The organism is Streptomyces sp. NPDC048254, from assembly GCF_043201895.1.
Classification (GTDB): Bacteria; Actinomycetota; Actinomycetes; order Streptomycetales; family Streptomycetaceae; genus Streptomyces.
The window spans coordinates 190,840-215,710 of record NZ_JBICZJ010000002.1 but is presented as its reverse complement, the minus strand read 5'-3'; the positions used below and the strand labels follow the sequence as shown (position 1 = coordinate 215,710).

At 67.4% G+C, this 24,871-nt stretch carries 33 protein-coding genes; 7 read left to right on the top strand and 26 right to left on the bottom strand.

Annotated features, from left to right (window positions below):
* Positions 1–56: 56 nt before the first annotated feature.
* The 3 genes from glmM to rplM all read right to left on the bottom strand — a co-directional run bounded on the left by glmM (position 57) and on the right by rplM (position 2,657).
* Positions 57–1,415: a phosphoglucosamine mutase gene (gene glmM, locus ACGFZQ_RS06270; protein ID WP_393839384.1), complete on the bottom strand. Its 1,359-nt coding sequence runs from the start codon at positions 1,413–1,415 to the stop codon at positions 57–59.
* Positions 1,416–1,643: 228 nt separating this feature from the next.
* Positions 1,644–2,171 (bottom strand): 30S ribosomal protein S9, encoded by a 528-nt coding sequence (gene rpsI, locus ACGFZQ_RS06265; protein ID WP_046730620.1) that lies wholly within the window; start codon positions 2,169–2,171, stop codon positions 1,644–1,646.
* Positions 2,172–2,213: 42 nt separating this feature from the next.
* Positions 2,214–2,657, bottom strand: a complete 444-nt coding sequence (gene rplM, locus ACGFZQ_RS06260; protein ID WP_046730621.1) for a 50S ribosomal protein L13 — start codon at positions 2,655–2,657, stop codon at positions 2,214–2,216.
* Between the two features lie 335 nt (positions 2,658–2,992).
* Between rplM and ACGFZQ_RS06255 the strand changes: the two genes are divergently transcribed.
* From ACGFZQ_RS06255 to ACGFZQ_RS06225, 7 genes are all read left to right on the top strand, one after another.
* On the top strand, positions 2,993–3,871 hold the full coding sequence (locus ACGFZQ_RS06255) for a hypothetical protein (protein WP_351693671.1): 879 nt from the start codon (positions 2,993–2,995) through the stop codon (positions 3,869–3,871).
* A gap of 84 nt (positions 3,872–3,955) precedes the next feature.
* Positions 3,956–4,360, top strand: a complete 405-nt coding sequence (locus ACGFZQ_RS06250; RefSeq protein ID WP_393839383.1) for a hypothetical protein — start codon at positions 3,956–3,958, stop codon at positions 4,358–4,360.
* A 65-nt stretch (positions 4,361–4,425) separates the two neighbouring features.
* A complete protein-coding gene (locus tag ACGFZQ_RS06245) occupies positions 4,426–5,817 on the top strand; it encodes a glycoside hydrolase family 26 protein (RefSeq protein WP_393839382.1) in 1,392 nt (463 codons plus the stop codon).
* A 256-nt stretch (positions 5,818–6,073) separates the two neighbouring features.
* The gene (locus ACGFZQ_RS06240) at positions 6,074–7,525 is read left to right on the top strand and encodes a glycosyltransferase family 2 protein (RefSeq protein ID WP_393839381.1); all 1,452 of its coding nucleotides are present in this window, start codon (positions 6,074–6,076) and stop codon (positions 7,523–7,525) included.
* 21 nt (positions 7,526–7,546) lie between these two features.
* Positions 7,547–8,770, top strand: coding sequence for a glycoside hydrolase family 113 (locus ACGFZQ_RS06235; RefSeq protein WP_393839380.1), 1,224 nt, complete (start codon positions 7,547–7,549; stop codon positions 8,768–8,770).
* Between the two features lie 15 nt (positions 8,771–8,785).
* Positions 8,786–9,883: a sugar phosphate nucleotidyltransferase gene (locus tag ACGFZQ_RS06230; RefSeq protein ID WP_393839379.1), complete on the top strand. Its 1,098-nt coding sequence runs from the start codon at positions 8,786–8,788 to the stop codon at positions 9,881–9,883.
* A 35-nt stretch (positions 9,884–9,918) separates the two neighbouring features.
* A complete protein-coding gene (locus ACGFZQ_RS06225; RefSeq protein ID WP_393839378.1) occupies positions 9,919–11,943 on the top strand; it encodes an acyltransferase family protein in 2,025 nt (674 codons plus the stop codon).
* Here the strand turns inward: ACGFZQ_RS06225 and truA are convergent.
* The 23 genes from truA to rplP form a co-directional block, all read right to left on the bottom strand.
* The gene (gene truA, locus ACGFZQ_RS06220; protein WP_393839377.1) at positions 11,909–12,790 is read right to left on the bottom strand and encodes a tRNA pseudouridine(38-40) synthase TruA; all 882 of its coding nucleotides are present in this window, start codon (positions 12,788–12,790) and stop codon (positions 11,909–11,911) included. The genes ACGFZQ_RS06225 and truA overlap by 35 nt on opposite strands.
* Positions 12,791–12,916: 126 nt before the next feature.
* Entirely contained in the window at positions 12,917–13,426 is a 510-nt protein-coding gene (gene rplQ, locus ACGFZQ_RS06215) for a 50S ribosomal protein L17 (RefSeq protein ID WP_351693695.1), read from the bottom strand.
* 161 nt (positions 13,427–13,587) lie between these two features.
* On the bottom strand, positions 13,588–14,610 hold the full coding sequence (locus ACGFZQ_RS06210; protein WP_003966937.1) for a DNA-directed RNA polymerase subunit alpha: 1,023 nt from the start codon (positions 14,608–14,610) through the stop codon (positions 13,588–13,590).
* A gap of 124 nt (positions 14,611–14,734) precedes the next feature.
* Positions 14,735–15,139, bottom strand: a complete 405-nt coding sequence (rpsK, locus tag ACGFZQ_RS06205; protein WP_003956432.1) for a 30S ribosomal protein S11 — start codon at positions 15,137–15,139, stop codon at positions 14,735–14,737.
* A gap of 70 nt (positions 15,140–15,209) precedes the next feature.
* A complete protein-coding gene (gene rpsM / locus ACGFZQ_RS06200) occupies positions 15,210–15,590 on the bottom strand; it encodes a 30S ribosomal protein S13 (RefSeq protein WP_393839376.1) in 381 nt (126 codons plus the stop codon).
* A gap of 224 nt (positions 15,591–15,814) precedes the next feature.
* Positions 15,815–15,928: a 50S ribosomal protein L36 gene (rpmJ, locus tag ACGFZQ_RS06195; protein ID WP_003998809.1), complete on the bottom strand. Its 114-nt coding sequence runs from the start codon at positions 15,926–15,928 to the stop codon at positions 15,815–15,817.
* Positions 15,929–15,989: 61 nt separating this feature from the next.
* The gene (gene infA, locus ACGFZQ_RS06190; RefSeq protein ID WP_003948620.1) at positions 15,990–16,211 is read right to left on the bottom strand and encodes a translation initiation factor IF-1; all 222 of its coding nucleotides are present in this window, start codon (positions 16,209–16,211) and stop codon (positions 15,990–15,992) included.
* A gap of 174 nt (positions 16,212–16,385) precedes the next feature.
* Positions 16,386–17,222: a type I methionyl aminopeptidase gene (gene map, locus ACGFZQ_RS06185; protein ID WP_351748634.1), complete on the bottom strand. Its 837-nt coding sequence runs from the start codon at positions 17,220–17,222 to the stop codon at positions 16,386–16,388.
* A gap of 104 nt (positions 17,223–17,326) precedes the next feature.
* The gene (locus tag ACGFZQ_RS06180) at positions 17,327–17,992 is read right to left on the bottom strand and encodes an adenylate kinase (protein WP_393839375.1); all 666 of its coding nucleotides are present in this window, start codon (positions 17,990–17,992) and stop codon (positions 17,327–17,329) included.
* Positions 17,992–19,305 (bottom strand): preprotein translocase subunit SecY, encoded by a 1,314-nt coding sequence (gene secY, locus ACGFZQ_RS06175; protein ID WP_351693704.1) that lies wholly within the window; start codon positions 19,303–19,305, stop codon positions 17,992–17,994. Before secY ends, ACGFZQ_RS06180 begins: the two co-directional genes overlap by 1 nt.
* Before the next feature lie 189 nt (positions 19,306–19,494).
* Entirely contained in the window at positions 19,495–19,950 is a 456-nt protein-coding gene (rplO, locus tag ACGFZQ_RS06170) for a 50S ribosomal protein L15 (protein WP_007443991.1), read from the bottom strand.
* A 2-nt stretch (positions 19,951–19,952) separates the two neighbouring features.
* Positions 19,953–20,135 (bottom strand): 50S ribosomal protein L30, encoded by a 183-nt coding sequence (rpmD, locus tag ACGFZQ_RS06165; protein ID WP_006376032.1) that lies wholly within the window; start codon positions 20,133–20,135, stop codon positions 19,953–19,955.
* Positions 20,135–20,740, bottom strand: coding sequence for a 30S ribosomal protein S5 (gene rpsE / locus ACGFZQ_RS06160; RefSeq protein WP_016645168.1), 606 nt, complete (start codon positions 20,738–20,740; stop codon positions 20,135–20,137). The genes rpmD and rpsE overlap by 1 nt, the downstream gene beginning before the upstream one ends.
* 36 nt (positions 20,741–20,776) lie before the next feature.
* Positions 20,777–21,160 carry a 50S ribosomal protein L18 gene (gene rplR / locus ACGFZQ_RS06155; protein ID WP_089099426.1) on the bottom strand — a complete coding sequence of 128 codons (384 nt, stop codon included), beginning with the start codon at positions 21,158–21,160 and terminating at the stop codon, positions 20,777–20,779.
* Positions 21,161–21,163: 3 nt separating this feature from the next.
* Positions 21,164–21,703, bottom strand: coding sequence for a 50S ribosomal protein L6 (gene rplF, locus ACGFZQ_RS06150; RefSeq protein ID WP_351693707.1), 540 nt, complete (start codon positions 21,701–21,703; stop codon positions 21,164–21,166).
* Between the two features lie 24 nt (positions 21,704–21,727).
* Complete coding sequence (gene rpsH, locus ACGFZQ_RS06145; protein ID WP_089099428.1) at positions 21,728–22,126, bottom strand: 30S ribosomal protein S8; 399 nt, start codon at positions 22,124–22,126, stop codon at positions 21,728–21,730.
* 238 nt (positions 22,127–22,364) lie between these two features.
* Positions 22,365–22,550: a type Z 30S ribosomal protein S14 gene (locus ACGFZQ_RS06140; RefSeq protein ID WP_003948630.1), complete on the bottom strand. Its 186-nt coding sequence runs from the start codon at positions 22,548–22,550 to the stop codon at positions 22,365–22,367.
* Positions 22,551–22,555: 5 nt separating this feature from the next.
* Positions 22,556–23,113: a 50S ribosomal protein L5 gene (rplE, locus tag ACGFZQ_RS06135; RefSeq protein ID WP_093499638.1), complete on the bottom strand. Its 558-nt coding sequence runs from the start codon at positions 23,111–23,113 to the stop codon at positions 22,556–22,558.
* A complete protein-coding gene (rplX, locus tag ACGFZQ_RS06130) occupies positions 23,113–23,436 on the bottom strand; it encodes a 50S ribosomal protein L24 (RefSeq protein WP_030967306.1) in 324 nt (107 codons plus the stop codon). Before rplX ends, rplE begins: the two co-directional genes overlap by 1 nt.
* Positions 23,437–23,438: 2 nt before the next feature.
* Positions 23,439–23,807 carry a 50S ribosomal protein L14 gene (gene rplN, locus ACGFZQ_RS06125; protein WP_003992364.1) on the bottom strand — a complete coding sequence of 123 codons (369 nt, stop codon included), beginning with the start codon at positions 23,805–23,807 and terminating at the stop codon, positions 23,439–23,441.
* A gap of 132 nt (positions 23,808–23,939) precedes the next feature.
* The gene (gene rpsQ / locus ACGFZQ_RS06120) at positions 23,940–24,227 is read right to left on the bottom strand and encodes a 30S ribosomal protein S17 (protein WP_351748630.1); all 288 of its coding nucleotides are present in this window, start codon (positions 24,225–24,227) and stop codon (positions 23,940–23,942) included.
* Complete coding sequence (gene rpmC / locus ACGFZQ_RS06115; RefSeq protein ID WP_010036720.1) at positions 24,227–24,451, bottom strand: 50S ribosomal protein L29; 225 nt, start codon at positions 24,449–24,451, stop codon at positions 24,227–24,229. Before rpmC ends, rpsQ begins: the two co-directional genes overlap by 1 nt.
* Complete coding sequence (rplP, locus tag ACGFZQ_RS06110) at positions 24,451–24,870, bottom strand: 50S ribosomal protein L16 (RefSeq protein WP_030788270.1); 420 nt, start codon at positions 24,868–24,870, stop codon at positions 24,451–24,453. Before rplP ends, rpmC begins: the two co-directional genes overlap by 1 nt.
* Position 24,871 lies beyond the last annotated feature (1 nt).

The following is a 24,871-nucleotide window of genomic DNA, read 5'->3' as shown; positions in this document are numbered from 1 at the left end:
CGACGAACCCGCGGCCCGCACCGCACATCCCCCGCCGCCCCGAACCGGCGAAAAACCTACCCCAGCGCGGACTTCACGGCGTCGGCCAACCGCCCCGCCACCGACCGGGCCTGCTCGATGTCCGCGGCCTCCACCATCACCCGGACCAACGGCTCGGTGCCCGAAGGGCGAAGCAGCACGCGCCCCGTCTCCCCCAGCTCCCGCTCCGCCTCCGCGACCGCCGCCGCCAGGTCCCCGGAGGTCTTCACCCGGGACTTGTCGACGTCCGGCACGTTGATCAGCACCTGCGGCAGCCGCTCCATCACGCCCGCCAGCTCCCGCAGCGACCGCCCGGTCTGAGCGACCCGCGCCGCCAGCAGCAGCCCGGTCAGCGTGCCGTCACCGGTCGTCGCGTGGTCGAGGATGATGACGTGCCCGGACTGCTCGCCGCCGAGGGCGTACCCGTGCTCCTTCATCTCCTCCAGGACGTACCGGTCGCCGACCGCGGTCTGGACGAGGTGCAGCCCTTCCCGCTCCAGCGCCAGCTTGAAGCCGAGGTTGGACATGACGGTGGCGACGACGGTGTCCGAGCGCAGCGCACCCCGTTCCCGCATGGCCAGCGCCAGCACGGCCAGGATCTGGTCGCCGTCGATCTCCTCGCCGGTGTGGTCGACGGCGAGGCACCGGTCCGCGTCACCGTCGTGCGCGATGCCGAAGGCGGCCCCGTGCTCGACGACCGCGGCCTTCAGCTTGCCCAGGTGGGTGGAGCCGCAGCCGTCGTTGATGTTGAGCCCGTCCGGCTCCGCGCCGATCGTGACGAGGTCCGCGCCGGCCCGGCGGAACGCCTCCGGCGAGACCCCCGCGGCCGCGCCGTGCGCTTCGTCCAGGACGATCTTCAGCCCGTCGAGCCGGTTCGGGAGGACCGACAGCAGGTGGGCGATGTACTGCTCGGAGCCCTCGTCGTAGGACCGCACCCGGCCGACGCCCGCGCCGGTGGGCCGCTCCCAGGGCTCGCCGTGGCGGTGGGACTCGTAGACCGCCTCGATCCGGTCCTCCAGCTCGTCGGCGAGCTTGTGGCCGCCGCGGGCGAAGAACTTGATGCCGTTGTCGGGCATGGCGTTGTGGCTGGCGGAGAGCATGACGCCGAGGTCGGCGCCGAGTGCGCCGGTCAGGAAGGCGACCGCCGGGGTGGGCAGCACGCCGACACGCAGGACGTCGACGCCCGCGCTCGCCAGGCCCGCGACCACGGCCGCTTCCAGGAACTCCCCGGAGGCGCGGGGATCCCGTCCGACGACCGCCTTCGGCCGGTGGCCCTCGAACGTGCCCGCCTCGGCCAGCACGTGCGCCGCCGCCACCGACAGCGCGAGCGCCATCTCGGCCGTCAGGTCCGCGTTGGCGACGCCGCGCACGCCGTCCGTGCCGAAGAGTCGTCCCACTTGTCCTCCTGAAGAAGCGTCTTTGCTGCCAGGAAATGATGGCAGGCGCTTAGTCATGCGATCACACCAGCCTTTGAGCGTCTTGTGTCGTTATACGCCCTTGGCTGGGATAAACGAACGCCCCGACGGCACATGTGGCGTGCCGCCGGGGCGTTCGGAGTACGCGCAGACCCAGAGCCCGGATACGCGGGCCAGGCCCGTATATGCGTACGGGCAGGCAGCGAGCGATTAACGCTTGCTGTACTGCGGGGCCTTGCGGGCCTTCTTCAGACCGGCCTTCTTGCGCTCGACCGCACGGTCGTCGCGCTTGAGGAAGCCGGCCTTCTTGAGCGGGCCGCGGTTGTTGTCGACGTCGGCCTCGTTCAGGGCGCGGGCGACACCGAGACGGAGCGCACCGGCCTGGCCGGAGACACCGCCACCGGCGATGCGGGCGACGACGTCGTAGCGGCCCTCGAGCTCCAGCACCTTGAAGGGCTCGTTGACTTCCTGCTGGTGCACCTTGTTGGGGAAGTAGTCCTCAAGGGTACGACCGTTGATCTTCCACTTGCCGGTGCCCGGGACGATCCGGACGCGGGCGATGGCGTTCTTGCGACGGCCCAGGCCGGCGGCCGGCTGCGGGTCGCCGAAGCGGGACGCGAGGGACTCCGAGGTGTACTCACCCTCGACGGGGACCTCGGACTCGGTGGTGTAGCTGTCGATGTCGACCAGCTCGGTCTCGGTCTCTTCGACCGGCTGCTCAACGGTGGTCTCGGCCACGATTCTCCTCAGATTCTCTTCAGTCTTAGGGGGTGGCCGGACTTACTGCGCGACCTGGGTGATCTCGAACGGCACCGGCTGCTGCGCAGCGTGCGGGTGCACGTCACCCTTGTAGACCTTCAGCTTCGAGAGCATCTGACGGCCCAGCGTGTTCTTGGGGAGCATGCCCTTGACGGCCTTCTCGATGGCCTTCTCGGGGTTCTTGTCCAGCAGCTCGTCGTAGCGGACGGAGCGCAGACCACCCGGGTAGCCGGAGTGGCGGTACGCCATCTTCTGGGTCCGCTTGTTGCCGGACAGGTGCACCTTGTCGGCGTTGATGATGATGACGAAGTCACCGGTGTCGACGTGAGGAGCGTAGATCGGCTTGTGCTTGCCCCGCAGAAGGGACGCGGCAGTGGTGGCGAGACGACCCAGGACGATGTCCTGAGCGTCAATGACGTGCCACTGGCGAGTCACATCGCCGGGCTTGGGGCTGTACGTACGCACTTCGCAGCCTTCTTCTTCAGTGGATGGGTGCTGACACATGGCATCACTGAAGCGATCGTGCAGCTGGGGACGACAATGCCGGGGACGCTGCCCGTATGCCGCCCACTGGTAACTGCTCCAGGGAACCTAGGTAGAGGCCACTCCCGTGAGAATGAGCGAGCCAATACACAACGAAGAGGAAGCCTACAAGGCTGCCCCCTGACGGGTCAAAACGAGCTCCCGCCGACATCGGAGGCACGCGATGACGCCGGGATGCTCCGCCGTGCCCCAAAGGTCCACTATCACCCTTCGTACTGTCGCACCAGTACCCCCGGGCCCCGTCTAAGATGCGCCCCATGAGCTATGGGCAGGGGGGACCCCAGTCCCAGTGGGATCCCTGGAAACCGCAGTCGCAGCAGCCCTGGAACGGCGGCGCCGACCAGACCCCGGACTGGGCCGCACTCGCCGAGGCCTCGGAGACGCGGAACAAGCGGCGCAGAGTGCTGTTCATCGGTGGTGGCGTGGTCGCCACGCTGGCGATCGGCACGGCCGTCGCCATGGCCGTGGTGTCCGCGAACGGCGACAACAACGCCTCGGGCACACCCAGCAACCTGCCCGCGAGCGCCTCGCTGCCGAGCGATTCGGCGGACTCGACGCCGTCGTTCGCGCCGACCAGTGCGCCGCCGCCGCTGGATCCCGAGGAGTTCATATCCAGTGTGAAGAAGGACACGGCGCCCCTCAGCGCCGAGACCCTCTTCCCGGGCACCCAGCTGACCATGGGCGAGACGGTGTACAAGAAGGGCGCCACGGCCGACACCAAGAAGTGCGCCACGGCCGCCAAGGGCACCCTCCCGAACATCCTCACCAAGAACGACTGCACCCGGCTGCTGCGCGTCACCTACTTCAAGGACGGCGCCGCGGTGACGGTCGGCGTGGCCGTCTTCGACACCGAGGCGCAGGCGGCCAAGGCCAAGACCGAGGCCGACAAGAAGGGCTTCGTCACCGCACTGGCCGGCTCCGGGGTGAAGGCCTTCTGCGCCTCCGGCGTCTGCCGTACGACGACCAACTCCTACGGCCGGTACGCCTACTTCACCACCGCGGGCTTCCTCAACGGCAAGGACGTCACCACCAAGGACACCAAGGTCTTCCAGACCGGTGACGACCTGGCGGAGTTCACCTTCCGGCAGATCCGCAGGCGGGGCGAGGCCCAGGCCTCGGCGGCCGCGAACCAGTGACGGAGCCGCTGAGCGCGTGAGACTCTCCCCGGGCCCGACCGGTGATCAAGGAGATCACCGGTCGCCGAGCCCTTGGGGGGACTCGTGACGGACACGTCCAGACGCAGACTGCTCGCCGGTGCGGCCGGGCTCGGCGGCACGGCTCTCGCCACCACGGTCGCCACCGCGGCCCCGGCGGCCGCCGCCTCCGGCACCGGCGCGGGCTGGCTCAACGTGCGGGACACCGTGTACGGCGCCCTCGGCGACGACTCCACCGACGACCAGCCGGCCATCCAGAAGGCCATCGACGCGGCCGCCTTCCAGCTCAACCAGGTGCACTGCGTCGACAACGACGGCCACGGCTTCACCTTCGGCGACTCGGCGGGCACCGGCGGCGCACCGGCCGGGGTGGCCTACGTGTCGGGACGCACCGCCGGCACGTCGTTCACCGTCAAGGGAGCCGCCGGCGACACCTCGACCGTCGCCTGGCTCATCGTCGAGCCCGCCTAGGGTCTGACCAGCGGCACAATGGCCTCGGGGTTCGGTCGGGGTGGGAACGGGGGCGGGTGAAGGTCATGCGGATGCGGGGACGGGTCGGGCTCATCGGGGCGGGTGCCGCCGCCGGACTGCTGGGTCCGCTGGCGCTGTGGCGGGCCTGGCACGACGACGCGGACGCCGCGCGGGTCCCGCGGCTCGTCCCCACCGACCTGCGGGACCGTGACCCCGAGGCGACGCCCGCGGCCCGCCGGGTCTACGCGCTGCTGGCCGGCCTGGAGAACGACGCCCGCCGCGGCCGTGCGACCCGCACGGTGATCGGGCAGCACGTGGAGCTGCAGAACGAGCGCTACAACGCGGGGTACGGCGACTACCGGGGCACCAAGCAGCCGGGCTACTACTACCGCAAGGCCCGGGACATCGCCGGACGGCTGCCCGGTTTCGTGGAGCTGGACCTCGGCCCCGGTTACGGGCAGCCCGGCTGGGCGGTGGGCACGGCACGCTCCTACTCCCGGGCCTGGCCGGCCTGCCGGCGCTTCTGGGGGTACACCGAGGACGCCGTGGACCTCGCGGTCGGTGTGTGGTCGGGTCTGCCCCGGGCGGCCGACGGCTCCTACCGGCCCTCCGGCACCCACCGGGACTGCGCCTCCGGCGCCGAGGTCTCCCTGCCGCACAACGGCGGCGGTCCCGCGGGCCTGGTCGGCTTCTCCTTCCACCAGCCCTACCCGGGCAGCGCGGTCAAGGGGTTCGAGCAGACCCTGCTGCGCAACTCCCCCGGCGCGAAGGACCGCGGCTGGTTCGGCCGGGTGGTCACCCCGGGCAGCGCCGAGCACCGGGCCCTGCTGCACGACCTCGACTTCCTCGCGGACCATCTCGGCTATCTCGCCGACCAGGGGGTGCCGGTGCTGCTGCGCCCGTACCACGAGATGAACACCCGGCCTGGCCACGGCTTCTGGTGGGCGGGGCAGGATCCGGCCGCCTTCCGGAAGCTGTGGCGGCTGGCCCACGACCATCTGGTGCACCGCCGCGGCCTGCACAACCTGATCTTCGTCTGGTCGCCGAGTTCCTGGGACGGCACCTACGGCCGCCGGCCCGGGGCGTACTACCCGGGCGGCCGCTATGTCGACGTCGTCGGCGTGGACGACTACAGCGACACCCCGGCCGAACCGATCGGCGGCGCCTGGACCGAGGTCTGGTACCGGGGCCTGGAGGAGTACCGCAAGCCGCGTGTCGTCGCCGAGTCCTTCCACGTCCCGCTGAACGCGGCGCAGCCCCGGACCCTCACCCGGACGCCGTGGGTCATGTGGACGGTGTGGGGCCAGGCGCTGTCGTACGACAATCTCGCCGAGCCCCGGGCGAAGAACACCACGGCCGATGTGAAGCGAACCTACGGCTCACCGAAAGTGATAACCGGCGGACGCTCCGTCGACGTTTCGGATGTGGACTGGGAATCACTGAACAAAAGTCACTGAGGTTAACTTCCGAACACAACTTCCACACACGCGTTCCCATGTACCGCACATACATGCAATGATCGCTGCTCTGTTCGGTCAGTGGTTCGGGCGCCCGGGGGGGCATCTGAGAGGCGGCTGGCCGAGGCGCCTATAGAAGGCGCGGGGGATCGAACCCGGAACAGCGAAGCCGTCCTGGCATGCCTTGCCATGCCGCGGCCGAGGTCCGTCGATGCCTCCGCGCGCCACCGATCTCACGGGGAGTTCCACAGCCGTCATGGCATCGACAACGGTCGACGGCGGTGCGCCGCAGTCCCGGCACACCGCGAAACTGGCGAAGCGCACCGCCGCCTGGAAACCGGGCATCCTGCCGTTCCTGATCCCGCTGGTCTTCCTGACCCTGTTCAGCCTCTGGTCGTACACGCCCAGCCACTCGCCGCTGGCATGGCTCATCACCATCTGCTGGGCGCTTCCGGTTCCCGGTGTACTCGTGTCAGTCCAGGGGTTCTTCCTCATCCGCCGCCGGCTCCGCAAGGCGCATCTGATGACCCCGCCGGCTCTGGTGGACCAGGACTTCCTGATCGTCCTCGTCCCCACCATCGGGCGGCACGACACCTACCCGGCCCTGGAACGCTCCGTCCTCTCCTACGTGGAGCACCTCCCCGAGTGGTTCCCGTACATGCGCGTGGACGTGCTCACCGAGGAGGGCTGCGAGGCCGGGGCGCGGATCGACGAGCTGGCCGCGGTCAGCCCGCTGATCCGCGTGGTCACCGTGCCCAAGGCGTACGAGACCGAGAACGGCACCCGCTTCAAGGCCCGTGCCAACAACTACGCCCACGAGCTGCGCATCGAGGAGCGCGAGGCCCTCGACCACGTCTGGGTGCTGCACATGGACGACGACACCGGCGTCGGCCCCGACACCTCGGCGTCCCTCGCCCAGTTCATCAACCGCCAGCGCCGTGCGACCCCCGAAGAGGTCAAGCACATGGCGCAGGGCATCCTGGCCTACCCGCGCGAGAACGCGGTGTCCCTGCTGACCTGGTTCGCCGATGCCATCCGCCCCGCCGACGACATCGCGCGCTTCCGGGCCTTCACCGGCCTCGGCACCCCGGCCGCCGGCGTACACGGCGAGCTGCTCGTCATCCGTGCCTCCATCGAGGCCGAGATCGGCTGGGACTTCGGCCCCAAGGAGATCGTCGAGGACGCCCGGCTCGCCCTGACCTTCTGCCGTCTCTACCCGGGCCGCAGCGACTGGTTCAACGGCCGCTGCTACGGCGCCTCACCGGCCAACGCCAAGGACTTCATCAAGCAGCGCGAGCGCTGGGCCTGGGGCCTGGTCGCCCTCTGCTTCAACCGCAGGGTCCCGCTGCGCTACCGCTGGTTCCTGACCATCTGCGTGACGAGCTGGATCCTCGGGCCTCTCCAGCACGTCGGCACGATCATCTTCGTCGCCTGGTTCATCGGCGACATGAACACCTCGCCCGTGACCCAGTCCGTGGTCCTTCTGTGGTCGATCAGCTTCGCGTACGTGATCTGGGCCTACTGGGAAGGGCTGCGGCTCAACGCGATCGCCTCGGTCAGCGGCCGGCGCAGGTGGTGGGAGCCGATGGCGGTCCTCCTGCTGCTGCCCTACTTCTCCCTCATCGAAGGAATCGGGGGCATCAAGGGCCTCTGGAAGTTCCTCCGCCGTGAGGAGAACAAGTTCGTCGTCATCGCCAAGCCCGCCTGATCCGGAAGAGACCTCACACCCATGAAGCGCGCACGCCTGCCCATGCTCGCCGTGCTCCCCGTCACCGTCGTCTCCCTCGTGGTCGCGGCTCCCTTCGTGATCGGCGACCACCCCCTGCAGTGGTCGTCCGGATCGCTCATGCCCCACCTGGTGCTCGACGGCAGCGAGCCCACCCACCCGGCCGGGTCCAAGTCCGGCACCGGCACCGCGGCCGCTTCGGAGAACACCGAGGTCGCCAAGGTCGACAAGGAGTGGAAGAAGGGCATGCCGCAGTGGGGCGTCCAGCTCTACTGGGAGGACAATCCCGAGCACTCCCTCGAATACGTGGAGAAGCAGGCCCGGCTCCACGCGAACTACCTGGTCGGCCTGCACGCCAACGCCGTCAGCGTCTCCTTCCCGTTCTTCACCGGGACCAAGTCCTCGACGAAGGTCACCGGCGGCGCCAAGACCCCGACCCCCGAGCGGCTCGCCCGGATACTGGCGATCTTCCACGAGGCCGGACTGCGCACGACCGTACGGCCGCTCATGGACGAGACGTCGCTCGACATCGCGGACGGCAACTGGCGCGGGAACATCGCCCCCTCCGACCGCGACGCCTGGTTCGCCTCGTACGAGAAGTTCCTGACGCCCTACCTGAAGGCGGCCCAGGGCGAGAAGGCGGCGACCTTCGTCATCGGCACCGAGCTGAACTCCATGGAGGGCGACAAACGCTGGGACGCGCTCGTGGACAGGGCCGAGAAGGAGTTCACCGGCGAGGTCGCGTACGACGCGAACTGGGACAACTACGTCAGCGGCCCGATCTCCATGCCCGTCAGCCACCTCGGCATCGACGCGTACTTCCCCGTCAAGGTCGACGACGACGCCCCGGTGGACACCCTCGTCGACGGCTGGGACAAGTGGCTGGACAAGAAGGCCACCGGCACCCTGCCGAAGATCACCGTCGCCGAGGCCGGCATCGGCGCCATGAACGGCGCCTACCACTCCCCCGGCAACTTCTACACCAAGCGCGCCGTCAACCTCCGGGTGCAGGCCAACTGGTACACCGCCGTCTGCCGGGTGGTCCAGGAACGGAAGATGAGCGGCGTCTACTGGTGGTCGATCTACTTCGACGACGACCCCAACGACAAGCCCGACGACAAGGTTGCCTCCCGGCTCGACTTCGCCGGTCGCTCCCTCTCCGAGAAGGCGATCAAGTCCTGTTTCACCTCCGACTACGCGGGCCCCGGGACTGACACCGCTAGCTGACCGAGCGAGGCAATCATGCAAGAAGCCATCATTCTGGTGGGCGGCAAGGGAACCCGCCTGCGCCCACTGACCAACCACACCCCGAAGCCGCTGCTCGGCGTCGCGGGCTCCTCCTTCATCCGCCACCAGGTGGCCAAGCTGATGGCGGCCGGTGTCGAGCACCTGGTGTTCGCCACCTCGTATCTCGCCGACCTCTTCGAGGACGAGTTCCGGGGCTTCTCCCAGGACCTGGAGATCTCCTACGCCGTCGAGGAGGTACCGCTGGGCACCGGCGGCGCCATCCGCAACGCCGGCCGCCTGCTGCGCGGCCCATCCCACGCCCCGGTCCTCGTCCTCAACGGCGACATCCTCTCCGGCGTCGACCTGCGCGCCGTCCTGGAGCAGCACGAGGCCCGGCGAGCCGATGTCACCCTGCACCTCACCCGGGTCGCCGACCCGCGCGCCTTCGGGCTCGTCCCCACCGACGGGAGCGGCCGGGTGCTCGCCTTCCTGGAGAAGCCCAAGACGGCCGAGGAGTGCGTCACCGACCAGATCAACGCCGGCTGCTACGTCTTCCGCCGGTCGGTCCTCGACGCCATCCCGGCCGACCGCGAGGTCTCGGTCGAGCAGGAGACCTTCCCGGGGCTCGTCGCCCGGGGCGACCGCGTCTTCGGCCACACCACCGCCGACTACTGGCGTGACCTCGGCACCCCGCTGGCCTTCGTGCACGGCTCCGCCGACCTGGTCACCGGCAGGGCGGCCTCGCCGCTGGTCGGCCCGCCCGCCGAGGCCCTGATCCATCCCACGGCCATCGTCGACCCCACCGCCCGCGTCACGGGCGGCTCGACGATCGGCCCGGGCGCCGTCATCGGCCCGCACGTGGTCGTCGACCGCTCCATCGTCGGCGAGCGCGTCACCGTGGCCGAGGGCGCCCGGATCCACGAGTCCGTGGTGGACCACGACGCCTCCATCGGCAGCGAAACGATTCTGCGCGAGGCCGTGGTGGGCTGCCACTCCCACGTCGGCGCGGAGAACGAGCTGCCCGCCCAGTTGCGGCTGTCCTGCGGCATCCGCATTCCCGCCCAGGGGGTGCGCGTCAGCGGGACGGCTGCCGCCTGCCCGACGGCCCACTGAATTCGCCGGCCCGACCGGACAGTTACTGGAGAGAAGTGACCAGCCATCGTTCAACGGCCGCGAGCGAACAGCGCCTTCGCAAGTACCGGCCGGACATCCAGGGCCTGCGTGCCGTCGCCATCATGATGGTCGTCGCCATGCACTGCGGCATCATCGACATCCACGGCGGCGTGGACGTCAGCTTCGTCCTCAGCGGCTTCCTCATCGGCGGCCAGCTGCTCGCCGAGATCGACAAGACCGGCAAGGTCTCCCTGAGCAAGTTCTGGGCCCGCCGCTTCCGGCGCCTCGGCCCCGCCATGGCGGTCACCATCATCGCCACCGCGATCGCGGCCTGGGTGTTCGGCAGCCCGCTCCGCTTCGACACGTACATGAAGGACGGACTCAGCTCGGCCCTCAGCATCATGAACTGGCGCCTCGTCGAAACCGGTACCGACTACTTCGCCAACGACGGCAGCCAGTCCCCGTATCAGCACTTCTGGTCGCTGGGCATCGAGGAACAGTTCTACCTCGTCGTCCCGGTGACGCTGGTCGTCACCGTCTGGCTGAGCCGCAAGATGTTCCGTAACCGGGCTCTGGTGGGGCTGTTCCTGACGGCCGTCATCGGCAGCTCGTTCTACCTGGGTTACACGCTGACCTCGGTCAACCAGCCCCTCGCCTACTTCGCCACCCACACCCGTATCTGGGAACTCACCACCGGTGTCTTCCTCGCCCTGGTGGCCCGGTCCCTCTCCCGCCTGAACGCGGGTCTGGCGGCGGTCGTTTCCTGGCTGGGGCTCGCGACCACTCTGGTCACGGCGCTGCTCATCTCCGACAAGACCCCGTTGCCGGGGTACGCGGTCGCGGGTCCCGTCCTCGGGGCCGTCATGATCATCGCGGGCGGGTGCGCCGCGCCACGCCTCGGTGTGGAACGGCTCCTCGACAATCCCCTGTTCAACTTCGTCGGCAATGTCAGCTACGGCTGGTACCTCCTGCACTGGCCGCTCCTGATCCTCTGGCCGTACATCGCCGACCGGGACATCACCTACTCCGACCGCTTCCGGGTCGCGTCGGCGTCGTTCATCCTGGCCGTCGCCATGCACTATGTGGTCGAACGCCGGTTCCGCAACAACGTGGACCTGGTACTGCGCCCGTGGAAGGGAATCCTGCTCGGCGGTACGACCACCGCCACCGCGGCCGGGGCGACCGCCCTGGCGATCTTCCTTCCTCTGAACCTCGACACCGTGGCATCCACCACCACCGTCGCGTCCGGATACAGCAACCAGGCCTCGGTGGAAGACGCCGCACTCCAGACCCGGCTGACCGCGGCCGGACAGAGTTCGCTGCAGAAATCCCCCGACGACCACGCGAGCAAGAGCTGCATCGACAGCACCACCGACAAGGAATTCGACCTGGCGGACGCCTGCGTACTGGGGGATGCGAAAGGCAAGCAGACCATGGTCCTCATGGGGGACTCGCATGCCTGGCAGTGGAGCGACGCCTTCGACAAGATCGGGCAGGAGCTGCACACCAGGATCGTGATCGTGTCCAAGGGAGGATGCTCCCCGCAGGTCTACGACATCACCAACCCCGAGCTCAACCGCGAATACACGGAATGCACCAGCTGGCGGAACTCCGCCTTCGCGGCACTCGACAAGATCAAGCCCGACATCATCGTCATTTCCGACCGTGCTCGCCGGGAAGCGACCAGGACGGGAGCCGAAGCCCTGTTCGCGGCCCTGAAGAACAACAGCGCCCAACTGGTCTACATGACGGACACCCCGGAGCCCGGCCAGAACATCCCGGACTGCCTCGCCACCCACACCAATGACCTCTCCGCCTGCAACCGGAAGAGGAGCGAAGCGCTCGAGTTCCCGAAATTCCGGACCATGGAGCAGCAGGTGGCCGAGAAACACGGCGCCTACATCATCGACACGGTGCCCTTGTTCTGCGCGCAGGACGTCTGCCCAGCCGTCATCGGCGACCAGGTCGTCTTCACCGACGACAGCCACATCACCTCGGGCTACGCCAAGACGCTGATCCCGTATCTCAAGCCGACCCTGAAGAAGGTCCTGGCCGGCTGACCCCGTGCACCTCGCCGCGTACCCGGCGGGCCTCCCGCTGCCTCTCCAGCAGCAGGCCGGCCGCCGGGTACGCGACCTCCTCCAGCGTCAGCCCGTGCGGCCGCACGACATGCACGGCGCTGTCCCGCACCCGCGCGTCCAGCACCTTCCGCGGCCACTCCACACCCCGGTGCCCGTCGCCGACGAACAGCAACGCGCCCACCATCGACCGCACTTGGTTGTGGCAGAAGGCATCGGCCCGCACCTCGATCTCGACGACCCCGTCCGCCCGCCGGGTCACCCCGAAGCCGAGGACCTCGCGGATGGTCGTCGCCCCCTCCCGCTTCTTCGCGTACGCGGCGAAGTCATGCTCCCCCACAAGGGACTTGGCCGCGGCGTCCATCGCCTCGACGTCCAACTCCCAGTCGTGCCACAGGACGTGATTGCGCAGCAGCGGGTCCACGCCCCCCGGCCGGTCCCCGACCCGGTACACATACCGCCGCCACAGCGCCGCGAACCGCGCGTTGAACCCCGCCGGCGCCTCACCCAGCGCCCACACCCGCACGTCCTTCGGCAGCCGCCCGGCGAGCCGCTTCAGCAGCTTCTCGCGCTGCTCCTCCCACACCCCGGCCGGCAGATCGACATGCGCCACCTGCCCCCGCGCGTGCACCCCGGCATCCGTCCGCCCGGCCACCGTCAGGTCGTACGTCGTCTTCTGTGACCGGGTGACGACCCGCAGCGCCTCCTCGATCTCCCCCTGCACGGTCCGCTTCCCCCCGGCCTGCTTGGCCCACCCGTGAAACCCACTCCCGTCGTAGGACAGGTCGAGGCGGATACGGACGTGGCCGGGCTGAACTTCGTCACTCACACGGAGATCCTCTCAGGAACACAGAAGCGGGCCCGCCCCTCGAAAGGAACGGGCCCACCAGCACGCCCCTCAGGGGCGCGGGGAACTGCGCGACCAGCCACAACGGACCGGCAGCCAAAGGACGGCTTACGCCTCCTTCGACTCCTCGGCCTCGTCAGCCTTGGCGTCCTCGACGACCTCGGTCTCCTCGACCTTGGTCTCCTCGGCCTTGACCTCGGCGTCCTTGGCGGCACGCTTCGTCGCGGCCTCGGCCTCACCCGTCGCCTGCTGCGCGACCGTCAGCGCCTCGACCAGCTCGATGACAGCCATGGGCGCGTTGTCGCCACGACGGTTACCGATCTTGGTGATACGGGTGTAGCCACCCGGACGGTTCTCGTACCGCGGGCCGATCTCGGTGAAGAGCGTGTGCACGATGCTCTTGTCCGTGATGACCTGGAGCACCTGACGGCGGTTGTGAAGGTCGCCCTTCTTCGCCTTGGTGACCAGACGCTCGGCGTACGGCCGCAGACGGCGGGCCTTCGCCTCGGTGGTGGTGATACGGCCGTGCTCGAACAGCGCCTTCGCGAGGTTCGCGAGGAGCAGCTTCTCGTGCGCGGCACTGCCGCCCAGACGGGCACCCTTGGTGGGCTTCGGCATGGTTCTTCTCCTGTGTGTCTGCCCCGGCCGTATCAGGTACCGGGGTCAGTATCCGAGCAGACGGTCGTCTGTCGGAGACCCCGCGCCCCGAGGGGCGCGGGGAACTGCGTGACCAGCCACAACGGTCCCGCAGCCAAGAACGGGCAGTCGGTCCCGAGCTCTCAGTACTGCTCGGTCTCGACGAACCCGGCGTCCGCGTCGTCGTCGGCACCGAAGGCGTCGGCGGCGGCGGTCGGGTCGAATCCGGGCGGGCTGTCCTTGAGGGCCAGGCCCATGCCGGCCAGCTTCGCCTTGACCTCGTCGATGGACTTCGCACCGAAGTTGCGGATGTCCAGGAGGTCGGCCTCGGAGCGGGCGACGAGCTCACCCACGGAGTGGATGCCCTCACGCTTGAGGCAGTTGTAGGAGCGGACCGTGAGCTCCAGCTCCTCGATCGGCAGCGCCAGGTCGGCGGCAAGGGCGGCGTCCGTCGGGGACGGACCCATGTCGATGCCCTCGGCGTCGATGTTCAGCTCGCGGGCGAGACCGAACAGCTCGACCAGGGTCTTGCCGGCCGACGCCATGGCGTCACGCGGCCGCATCGCCTGCTTCGTCTCGACGTCGACGATCAGCTTGTCGAAGTCGGTGCGCTGCTCGACACGGGTCGCCTCGACCTTGTACGTGACCTTGAGCACCGGCGAGTAGATGGAGTCGACCGGGATACGGCCGATCTCCTGGCCCACCTGCTTGTTCTGCACGGCGGAGACGTAACCGCGGCCACGCTCGACCGTCAGCTCCATCTCCAGCTTGCCCTTGCCGTTGAGCGTGGCGAGGACCAGATCGGGGTTGTGCACCTCGACACCGGCCGGGGGCGCGATGTCGGCGGCGGTGACCAGACCCGGGCCCTGCTTGCGCAGGTACATCACGACCGGCTCGTCGTGCTCCGAGGAGACGACCAGCTGCTTGATGTTGAGGATCAGGTCGGTGACGTCCTCCTTGACGCCCGGCACGGTGGTGAACTCGTGCAGGACACCGTCGATACGGATGGACGTGACCGCCGCACCCGGGATCGAGGACAGCAGAGTCCGGCGGAGGGAGTTGCCGAGGGTGTAGCCGAAGCCCGGCTCCAGCGGCTCGATCACGAACCGGGAGCGGAACTCGTCGACGACCTCTTCGGTCAACGAGGGACGCTGAGCGATCAGCATGGTGTGGATCCTTCAGTTGCGGGCGCCCGCTATTTGACGCCCTACTGGTACTGCAAGGGTACGGGCGATACGGCCCCTTCACGGAGCCGTACCGCCCGGAAACCTCAGGCCCGAAGGCGTCGCGTCAGACGCGGCGGCGCTTCGGCGGACGGCAGCCGTTGTGCGGGGTCGGGGTGACGTCCTGGATGGAGCCGACCTCGAGGCCCGTGGCCTGCAGGGAACGGATCGCGGTCTCACGACCGGAACCCGGGCCCTTCACGAACACGTCGACCTTGCGCATGCCGTGCTCCTGCGCGCGACGGGCAGCCGACTCGGCGGCCATCTGCGCGGCGAACGGCGTGGACTTCCGGGAGCCCTTGAAGCCGACGTGGCCGGCGGAGGCCCAGGAGATCACGTTGCCGGACGGGTCCGTGATGGAGACGATCGTGTTGTTGAACGTGCTCTTGATGTGCGCGTGGCCGTGAGCGACGTTCTTCTTTTCCTTGCGGCGCACCTTCTTGGCAGCGCCCTGACGACCCTTGGGGGGCATCTAGTAACTCCTACGGGGAGGTGGTCGGTCCTACAGCGAAGACCGCTGATGAAGCGTTGTCCGCTGCGGACTACTTCTTGCCCGGCTTCTTCTTGCCGGCGATGGCGCGACGCGGGCCCTTGCGGGTGCGGGCGTTGGTGCTGGTGCGCTGACCGCGGACGGGCAGACCGCGGCGGTGACGCAGACCCTGGTAGCAGCCGATCTCGACCTTGCGGCGGATGTCGGCCTGGATCTCGCGACGGAGGTCACCCTCGGTCTTGATGTTGTTGTCGACGTACTCACGAATCGCGACCAGCTGCTCTTCAGTCAGGTCACGGACGCGGGTGTCCGGGTCGATGCCGGTCTCGGCCAGCGTCAGCTGGGAGAGCGTACGGCCGATGCCGAACACGTAGGTGAGGGCGACTTCCACACGCTTTTCGCGCGGGATGTCAACACCGGAAACGCGTGCCACTTCAATGGCTCCTGGTGATCTTCGGAGGTCTTCCGCAGGACCGGATCCCAGCCGCCGGCCTCTTCACGCTGTTCAAAAGATGCAGCCAAAGATTTGGTACGGCCTGGGTCCCCGGCCTCCGAACCGGGGGTGTCGAGCCGTCTCCGGCTCGGGTCCTGCGTATGAACAAATTCAGCTTGCGTCGCGCGAATCTCTGCGATGGATGCAGAGGGATCGGTCGTGCGTCAGCCCTGGCGCTGCTTGTGGCGCGGGTTCTCGCAGATGACCATGACCCGACCGTGACGGCGGATCACCCTGCACTTGTCGCAGATCTTCTTGACGCTCGGCTTGACCTTCATGGGATTGAGGTTCTCCGGGTCAGTTGCCGGCAGCCCCGCTTGCACGAGACCTGGGCAAGATCTACTTGTATCGGTAGACGATCCGGCCACGCGTCAGGTCGTACGGAGACAGCTCCACCACGACCCGGTCGTCAGGGAGGATGCGGATGTAGTGCATACGCATCTTGCCGCTGATGTGTGCCAGGACCTGGTGGCCGTTCTGGAGCTCGACCTTGAACATCGCGTTCGGAAGAGACTCGACGACAGTGCCCTCGATCTCGATGGCACCTTGCTTCTTGGCCACGCTTCGCCCTTCGAATCGACTACCTTGATCGACTCCCACGCGTCCCGCTTGGGATATCCCACGGGCGCATGCGGACATGCGGGTGCACGAGAGCCGACGAGTCAGTCTACGTCAGCGCACCCGGAAAGACGAATCGAGAAAGACTGCCCCACAAGGCAGATCATTAAGCACGCCTCAGCCCAGGGGATCCGGCGCAGCCGTGATCCCATGCTCGGCCAGCTTGGCCCGGCCCCCGTCGGGAGACGTCAGCACCAGCGGACCCTCTTCGGTCAGCGCGACGCTGTGCTCCCAGTGCGAGGACCACGTCCCGTCGGTCGTGATGACCGTCCAGTCGTCCTCAAGCACCTCGGTCCGCGGCGTCCCCAGCGACACCATCGGCTCGATGGCCAGGCAGAACCCCGGAACCAGCTTCGGCCCCTTCCCCCGCCGCCGGTCGACGTAGTTCAGCAGGTGCGGGTCCATGTGCATCTCGGTGCCGATGCCGTGGCCGCCGTAGTCCTCGATGATCCCGTACCGGCCGCCGCCCGGCTTCGGCTGCCGGCGGATGTACGTCTCGATCGCCCTGGACACGTCCACCAGCCGGCTGCCCTGCTTCATCGCCGCGATGCCGGCCCACATCGACTCCTCGGTCACCCGGGAGAGCTCGATCAGCTCCGGAGCGTGGCCGGAGCCCACGAAGGCCGTGTAGGCCGCGTCACCGTGCCAGCCGTCGACGATCGCACCGCAGTCGATGGAGATGATGTCGCCGTCCTTGAGGACGACGTTCTCCGCGGGGATGCCGTGGACGACCACGTCGTTGACGGACGTGCAGATGGTGGCCGGGAAGCCGCCGTACCCGAGGAAGTTCGACTTGGCGCCGTGCTCGGCGAGGACCTTGCGGGCCACCTCGTCCAGATCCTTGGTGCTGGCACCGGGGACCGCCACCTCGCGGGTGGCCGCGTGGATGGCGGCTACGACCAGGCCCGCCGCCCGCATCTTGGCGATCTGCTCGGGGGACTTGATCTGCACCATGGGGGCCTGCGCTCTCCGTCACTCACGTCAACGTCAACCGGATACCTGTACAACAGTACGGCCGCGGCACCCGAGGGGGCACCGCGGCCGGAACCGCCGTGGAACTACTTCTTCTCGTCCTCGTTCTGCCCCAGCGCGTCCAGCGCCCGCCGGGTGATCTCGTCCACCGGGCCCAGCGAGGAGATCGTACGGACCAGGCCCTGCGACTTGTAGTAGTCGATGATGGGCTCGGTCTGTGTGTGGTAGACCTCCAGCCGCGTACGGACGGTGTCCTCGGAGTCGTCGTCGCGCTGGTACAGCTCGCCGCCGCAGATGTCGCAGACACCCTCGACCTTCGGCGGGCTGTACGTCACGTGGAAGACGTGGCCGTTGTCCTTGCGGCAGATGCGGCGGCCCGCGATCCGCTTGACGACCTCGTCCTCCGGGACCTCGAGGTCGAGTACGGCGTCGAGCTTGATGCCCTCGTTCTTCAGGAGCTCGTCGAGCGCCTCGGCCTGCGAGACGTTGCGCGGGAACCCGTCCAGCAGGAAGCCGCCGGCGGCGTCCGGCTGCTCCATGCGGTCCTTGGCCATGGCGATGGTGACCTCGTCGGGGACGAGGTTGCCGGCGTCCATGTAGGACTTCGCGAGCTTCCCGAGGTCCGTCTGCTGGCTGATGTTGGCCCGGAACAGGTCGCCCGTGGAGATGTGCGGGATCTTCAGCTTCTCGGCGAGGCGAACGGCTTGCGTTCCCTTACCGGCGCCCGGCGGCCCGACGAGGACGATTCGCATCAGCGGAGGAACCCTTCGTAATTGCGCTGCTGAAGCTGGCTCTCGATCTGCTTCACCGTCTCGAGGCCCACACCCACGATGATCAGGATGCTGGTGCCACCGAACGGGAAGTTCTGGCTTGCCCCAAAGCCAACCAACGCCATCGTCGGTACGAGAGCGATCAGGCCCAGATACAGCGAACCCGGCCAGGTGATCCGGTTGAGCACGTACGACAGGTACTCAGCGGTCGGTCGGCCAGCCCGGATGCCCGGGATGAAGCCACCATACTTCTTCATGTTGTCGGCTACTTCTTCGGGGTTGAAGGAGATGGCGACATAGAAGAACGCGAAGAAAACGATGAGCAAGAAGTACAGGGTGATGTAAATCGGGTGGTCACCCTTGGTCAGGTTCGTGGAGATCCACTGCTTCCAGCCCGAGTTGCCGCCGGCGAACTGCGCCACGAGTGCCGGGATGTAGAGCAGCGACGAGGCGAAGATGACCGGGATCACACCGGCCTGGTTCACCTTGAGCGGGATGTACGTGGACGTGCCGCCGTAGGACCGGCGGCCGATCATGCGCTTCGCGTACTGGACCGGGATCCGACGCTGGGCCTGCTCGACGAAGACCACCAGGGCGACCATGATCAGGCCGACCGCGATGACGGTGCCGAACTCGATCCAGCCGCCCGCCAGGGTGCCCTGCTTCTTGATGGCCCACAGCGCGGACGGGAACGTCGCGGCGATCGAGATGAACATCAGGATCGACATGCCGTTGCCGATGCCGCGGTCGGTGATCAGCTCACCGAGCCACATGACGACGGCCGTACCGGCGGTCATGCAGATCACCATCGTGATGGTGGTGAAGATCGCCTGGTCCGGCACGATGCTGGAGGCGACCGTGCAGCCGGAGAAGAGGGCGCCGCTGCGGGCGGTGGCCACCAGGCCGGTGCCCTGCAGGATGGCGAGGGCCACCGTCAGGTAACGGGTGTACTGGGTGATCTTCGTCGTACCTGCCTGGCCCTCCTTCTTCAGGGCTTCCAGGCGCGGGATGACCACGGTCAGCAGCTGAAGAATGATGCTGGCGGTGATGTACGGCATGATGCCGAGCGCGAAGATCGTGATCTGGAGCAGCGCGCCGCCGCTGAACATGTTGACGAGACCGAACAGGCCCTGGTTGCCGGAGGCCTCGTTCACACACGTCTGGACGGCTTTGTAGTTGACGCCGGGGATCGGGATATGGGTACCGACCCGGTAGACCACGATGATGGCCAGCGTGAAGAGCAGTTTCTTGCGCAGGTCGGGCGTCCTGAACGCCCGGGCGAACGCGGTGAGCACGGTGCCTCCTGCGACCCCCGCGCAACTGCGTCAAGGGTGACGGTCTTGAGGTTCGACGAATGAGGAAAAAGAACAGCGCAGGCCACCTTACCGGCGACCACGCCCCCTAGGAACGACCAACCGGGGATACCCCACTGTGAGGGTATCCCCGGTCGGAATCGCTTACGTCATCGATGACGTCCGAGATGCTCAGACGAGCTCGGTGACGGTGCCGCCGGCGGCGGTGATCTTCTCCTTGGCGGAGCCGGAGACGGCGTCGACCGTCACCTGCAGCGCCACGGAGACCTCACCCTGGCCGAGCACCTTGACGAGGCTGTTCTTGCGAACGGCACCCTTGGCGACGAGCCCCTCGACGGTGACCTCGCCACCCTCCGGGTACAGCGCGGCCAGCTTGTCGAGGTTCACGACCTGGAACTCGGTCTTGAACGGGTTCTTGAAGCCCTTCAGCTTCGGAAGACGCATGTGGAGGGGCATCTGGCCACCCTCGAAGCGCTCCGGAACCTGGTAACGGGCCTTCGTACCCTTGGTACCACGACCGGCCGTCTTACCCTTCGACGCCTCACCACGACCCACACGGGTCTTGGCGGTCTTGGCGCCCGGGGCGGGACGGAGGTTGTGGATCTTGAGCGGGTTGTTCTCCGCCATGATCAGTCGACCTCCTCAACCGTCACGAGGTGGCGGACGGTGTGCACCATGCCGCGGAACTCGGGGCGGTCCTCCTTGACGACCACGGTGTTGATCCCCTTGAGACCAAGGGACCGCAGGGTGTCACGGTGGTTCTGCTTGCTGCCGATGTACGACTTCGTCTGCGTGACCTTGAGGCGAGCCATTACGCACCCGCTCCCGCACGCGCACGAAGCAGAGCCGCGGGGGCGACGTCCTCGAGGGGCAGACCGCGGCGGGCCGCGATCTCCTCGGGACGCTGCAGGCCCTTGAGGGCCGCCACGGTCGCGTGCACGATGTTGATCGCGTTGTCGGAGCCCAGGGACTTCGACAGGATGTCGTGAACGCCGGCGCACTCCAGCACGGCACGCACGGGACCACCGGCGATAACACCGGTACCCGGCGAAGCCGGCTTGAGCAGGACGACGCCCGCGGCCTTCTCACCCTGGATGGGGTGAGGGATGGTGCCCTGGATACGGGGGACCTTGAAGAAGTGCTTCTTGGCCTCCTCAACACCCTTGGCGATGGCGGCCGGCACCTCCTTGGCCTTGCCGTAACCGACACCCACGGTGCCGTCACCATCGCCCACCACGACCAGCGCGGTGAAGCTGAAGCGACGACCACCCTTCACAACCTTGGCGACGCGGTTGATCGCGACAACGCGCTCAACGTACGCGGTCTTCTCGGCGGCAGCAGCGCCGCCGTCACGGCCCTTCCGGTCCCGCCGCTCGCCGCCACCGGCACCGCCACCGCGGCGCTGGGGTCCAGCCATTGGATTACCTCTCTCTTTCCGCTAGCTACAAGCGGCTCAGAACTTGAGCCCGGCTTCGCGGGCGGCGTCCGCCAGGGCAGCGATGCGCCCGGCGTACTGGTTGCCACCACGGTCGAACACCACGGCCTCGACACCGGCGGCCTTGGCACGCTCGGCGACCAGGGCGCCGACCTGCTTGGCCTGCGCGGACTTGTCACCCTCGCCACCACGGACCGAGGTGTCCAGCGTGGACGCCGACGCCAGGGTGTGACCCTTGATGTCGTCGATCACCTGGGCCACGATGTGGCGGTTGGAGCGGGTAACGACCAGACGGGGACGCTCCGCCGTACCGGAAATGTTCTTACGGATCCGGATGTGGCGGCGCTTGATCGCGGCGCGCTTGTAGGCGTCGCCCTTGAGGATCTTCTGTCCGTATGCCATGGCTTACTTACCCGCCTTTCCGACCTTGCGGCGGATGACTTCGCCCTCGTACTTGACGCCCTTGGCCTTGTACGGGTCGGGCTTGCGCAGCTTGCGGATGTTGGCCGCGACCTCGCCGACCTTCTGCTTGTCGATGCCCTCGACCGAGAACCGGGTGGGGTTCTCGACCTTGAAGCTGATGCCCTCGGGGGCCTCGACGAGGATCGGGTGGCTGTAACCGAGCGCGAACTCGAGGTTCGAGCCCTTGGCGGTCACGCGGTAACCGACACCGCTGATCTCGAGCTTCTTCACGTAACCCTGGGTCACGCCGGTGATCATGTTCGCCACCAGCGTGCGGGACAGGCCGTGCAGGGCCTTGCTCTGACGCTCGTCGTTGGGGCGGGTGACGTTCAGAACGCCGTCCTCACCCTTGGCGATCTCGATCGGCGCCACAACGGTGTGGGTCAGCGAGCCCTTGGGACCCTTGACCGAGACCGTCTGGCCGTCGATGGTGACGTCCACGCCGGCGGGAACCGTGATGGGGAGCTTGCCAATACGCGACATAGCTGTTTCCTCCGTTCCCTTCTGCTACCAGACGTAGGCGAGGACTTCCCCGCCTACGCCCTTCTTGCCGGCCTGCTTGTCGGTGAGGAGCCCGTGCGACGTGGAGATGATCGCCACGCCGAGGCCGCCCAGCACCTTCGGCAGGGAGGTGGACTTCGCGTACACCCGGAGACCGGGCTTGGAGATCCGCTTGATGCCCGCGATGGAGCGCTCACGGTTGGGACCGAACTTCAGGTCCAGGACGAGGTTCTTGCCGACCTCGGCGTCCTCGACCTTCCAGCCCGTGATGAAGCCCTCCTGCTGGAGGATCTCCGCGATGTGAGACTTGATCTTCGACGCCGGCATCGTCACGGAGTCGTGGTATGCCGAGTTCGCGTTCCGCAGACGCGTAAGCATGTCTGCGATCGGATCAGTCATGGTCATGAATTGGCCTTCGGCCTCTCTCGCCGGGGTTTCCAGGTGCCCATCCCTCTCCTCGATCCGAGACGAGGCGGGTGCGGTGCGGTGGACCTACGGCGTAGTAAGCAAACATTTGTGGGCCCTGCCCACGGGCGTACGGGCGACCGTCAGGCGCCCAACCCTCCAAGCCTAAGCCATGAAGGGGTGGGCACCTGACACGCCCATTGCTTACCGAGAGTCTCCGGAATCCCTAAAAGGGGGATTACCAGGAGCTCTTGGTCACGCCCGGCAGCTCGCCACGGTGAGCCATCTCACGAAGGCACACGCGGCAGAGGCCGAACTTGCGGTACACGGAGTGCGGACGGCCGCAGCGCTGGCAGCGCGTGTAGCCACGCACACCGAACTTGGGCTTGCGAGCAGCCTTGGCAATCAGAGCCTTCTTCGCCATCTCGCTCACGCCTCCTTGAACGGGAAGCCGAGGTGACGAAGGAGCGCGCGGCCCTCAGCGTCGTTGGTCGCCGTGGTGACCACGGTGATGTCCATACCCCGGGTACGGTCGATCTTGTCCTGGTCGATCTCGTGGAACATGACCTGCTCCGTGAGACCGAAGGTGTAGTTGCCACGGCCGTCGAACTGCTTGGGGGACAGACCACGGAAGTCGCGGATGCGCGGCAGCGCGAGCGACAGGGTGCGGTCCAGGAACTCCCACATGCGGTCGCCACGGAGCGTGACGTGGGCACCGATCGGCTGACCCTCACGCAGCTTGAACTGCGCGATGGACTTACGGGCCTTGGTGACGGCCGGCTTCTGACCGGTGATCGTGGTCAGGTCGCGGATCGCGCCCTCGATCAGCTTCGAGTCACGGGCGGCGTCGCCGACACCCATGTTGACCACGATCTTGACGAGGCCGGGGATCTGCATGACGTTCTCGTACTTGAACTCGTCACGCAGCTTGCCCGCGATCTCCTCGCGGTACTTCAGCTTCAGACGCGGAGCAGTGGTGGTAGCCATCAGATGTCCTCACCCGTCCGCTTGGCAACGCGGATCTTGTTGCCTTCGTCGTCGAAGCGGTAACCGACACGCGTGACGACCTTGTTGCCGTCCTTCTCAACGACCAGCTGGACGTTGGAGACGTGGACAGGCGCCTCGGTCGTGACGATGCCGCCGGCCTGCGAACCGCGAGCGGTCGGACCGGCCTTGGTGTGCTTCTTGACCCGGTTGACACCCTCGACCAGGACCCGGTCCTCGCGGGGGTAGGCCGCGATGACCTTGCCCTGCTTGCCCTTGTCCTTACCGGTGATGACCTGGACCAGGTCGCCCTTCTTGATCTTCATGCTTACAGCACCTCCGGAGCCAGCGAGATGATCTTCATGAACTTCTTCTCGCGCAGCTCACGGCCGACCGGGCCGAAGATACGGGTGCCACGAGGGTCGCCGTCGTTCTTGAGAATGACAGCGGCGTTCTCGTCGAAGCGGATGTACGAGCCGTCCGGACGGCGGCGCTCCTTGACGGTGCGAACGATGACCGCCTTGATGACGTCACCCTTCTTCACGTTGCCGCCGGGGATCGCGTCCTTGACGGTGGCGACGATGACGTCACCGATGCCCGCGTAGCGGCGACCGGAGCCACCGAGCACACGGATGCAAAGGATTTCCTTCGCACCAGTGTTGTCGGCGACGCGCAGTCGCGACTCCTGCTGGATCACGTCTATCTCCTGTGTGTCTGCCGGTTCCCGGCAGGGGTCCTGTTACGGAACCCCTGCCGAGCCTGGCGGAACTGTCCTGCGAGGAATGCCCCGCAGGAACGTACTTTTTTGGAATTCCCTTGCGGGAATTACCTACTTGGCCTTCTCGAGGATCTCGACGATGCGCCAGCGCTTCGTCGCGGACAGCGGCCGGGTCTCCGCGAGGAGGACACGGTCGCCGACGCCCGCGGCGTTCTGCTCGTCGTGCGCCTTGAGCTTGTTCGTACGGCGGATGACCTTGCCGTACAGCGCGTGCTTCACGCGGTCCTCGACGGCGACGACGACGGTCTTGTCCATCTTGTCGCTGACGACGAGACCCTCACGGGTCTTGCGGAAACCGCGCGCCTCGGTTGCGTTCTCAGTCACGTTGCTCTCGCTCATCAGGCGCTCTCCACCGTCTCGATGCCCAGCTCGCGCTCACGCATCAGGGTGTAGATCCGCGCGATGTCCTTACGGACGGCCTTGAGCCGACCGTGGTTCTCGAGCTGACCCGTCGCCGCCTGGAAGCGGAGGTTGAACAGCTCTTCCTTGGCCTCGCGGAGCTTGTTCAGCAGCTCCTCGTTGCCCAGCTCGCGCAGCTCGGACGCCTTGGTACCGGCCGACATCACGCTTCACCTGCCTCGCGCTTGACGATCCGGCACTTCATCGGCAGCTTGTGGGCTGCGCGAGTCAGGGCCTCACGGGCGATCTTCTCGTTGGGGTAGGACAGCTCGAACATGACCCGGCCCGGGTGCACGTTCGCGATCCACCATTCCGGAGAACCCTTACCGGAACCCATGCGGGTCTCGGCAGGCTTCTTCGTCAGCGGGCGGTCCGGGTAGATGTTGATCCAGACCTTGCCGCCACGCTTGATGTGGCGGGTCATCGCGATACGAGCCGCCTCGATCTGGCGGTTGGTCACGTACGCCGGCGTGAGGGCCTGGATGCCGTACTCGCCGAACGCGACCGTGGTACCGCCCTTGGCCTCACCACGACGCTTCGGGTGGTGCTGCTTGCGGTGCTTGACCCTACGGGGGATCAGCATG

Coding starts and splice junctions, on each gene's coding strand:
- ACGFZQ_RS06255 (WP_351693671.1), top strand. CDS start 2,993: ATGAGCTATGGGCAGGGGGGACCCCAGTCCCAGTGGGATCCCTGGAAA.
- ACGFZQ_RS06245 (WP_393839382.1), top strand. CDS start 4,426: ATGCGGATGCGGGGACGGGTCGGGCTCATCGGGGCGGGTGCCGCCGCC.
- ACGFZQ_RS06240 (WP_393839381.1), top strand. CDS start 6,074: ATGGCATCGACAACGGTCGACGGCGGTGCGCCGCAGTCCCGGCACACC.
- ACGFZQ_RS06235 (WP_393839380.1), top strand. CDS start 7,547: ATGAAGCGCGCACGCCTGCCCATGCTCGCCGTGCTCCCCGTCACCGTC.
- ACGFZQ_RS06230 (WP_393839379.1), top strand. CDS start 8,786: ATGCAAGAAGCCATCATTCTGGTGGGCGGCAAGGGAACCCGCCTGCGC.
- rplQ (WP_351693695.1), bottom strand. CDS start 13,426: ATGCCGAAGCCCACCAAGGGTGCCCGTCTGGGCGGCAGTGCCGCGCAC.
- ACGFZQ_RS06210 (WP_003966937.1), bottom strand. CDS start 14,610: ATGCTGATCGCTCAGCGTCCCTCGTTGACCGAAGAGGTCGTCGACGAG.
- rpsK (WP_003956432.1), bottom strand. CDS start 15,139: ATGCCCCCCAAGGGTCGTCAGGGCGCTGCCAAGAAGGTGCGCCGCAAG.
- rpmJ (WP_003998809.1), bottom strand. CDS start 15,928: ATGAAGGTCAAGCCGAGCGTCAAGAAGATCTGCGACAAGTGCAGGGTG.
- map (WP_351748634.1), bottom strand. CDS start 17,222: ATGGTGCAGATCAAGTCCCCCGAGCAGATCGCCAAGATGCGGGCGGCG.
- ACGFZQ_RS06180 (WP_393839375.1), bottom strand. CDS start 17,992: ATGCGAATCGTCCTCGTCGGGCCGCCGGGCGCCGGTAAGGGAACGCAA.
- rplO (WP_007443991.1), bottom strand. CDS start 19,950: ATGGCGGAGAACAACCCGCTCAAGATCCACAACCTCCGTCCCGCCCCG.
- rpmD (WP_006376032.1), bottom strand. CDS start 20,135: ATGGCTCGCCTCAAGGTCACGCAGACGAAGTCGTACATCGGCAGCAAG.
- rpsE (WP_016645168.1), bottom strand. CDS start 20,740: ATGGCTGGACCCCAGCGCCGCGGTGGCGGTGCCGGTGGCGGCGAGCGG.
- rplR (WP_089099426.1), bottom strand. CDS start 21,160: ATGGCATACGGACAGAAGATCCTCAAGGGCGACGCCTACAAGCGCGCC.
- rplF (WP_351693707.1), bottom strand. CDS start 21,703: ATGTCGCGTATTGGCAAGCTCCCCATCACGGTTCCCGCCGGCGTGGAC.
- rpsH (WP_089099428.1), bottom strand. CDS start 22,126: ATGACCATGACTGATCCGATCGCAGACATGCTTACGCGTCTGCGGAAC.
- ACGFZQ_RS06140 (WP_003948630.1), bottom strand. CDS start 22,550: ATGGCGAAGAAGGCTCTGATTGCCAAGGCTGCTCGCAAGCCCAAGTTC.
- rplE (WP_093499638.1), bottom strand. CDS start 23,113: ATGGCTACCACCACTGCTCCGCGTCTGAAGCTGAAGTACCGCGAGGAG.
- rplX (WP_030967306.1), bottom strand. CDS start 23,436: ATGAAGATCAAGAAGGGCGACCTGGTCCAGGTCATCACCGGTAAGGAC.
- rpsQ (WP_351748630.1), bottom strand. CDS start 24,227: ATGAGCGAGAGCAACGTGACTGAGAACGCAACCGAGGCGCGCGGTTTC.
- rpmC (WP_010036720.1), bottom strand. CDS start 24,451: ATGTCGGCCGGTACCAAGGCGTCCGAGCTGCGCGAGCTGGGCAACGAG.
- rplP (WP_030788270.1), bottom strand. CDS start 24,870: ATGCTGATCCCCCGTAGGGTCAAGCACCGCAAGCAGCACCACCCGAAG.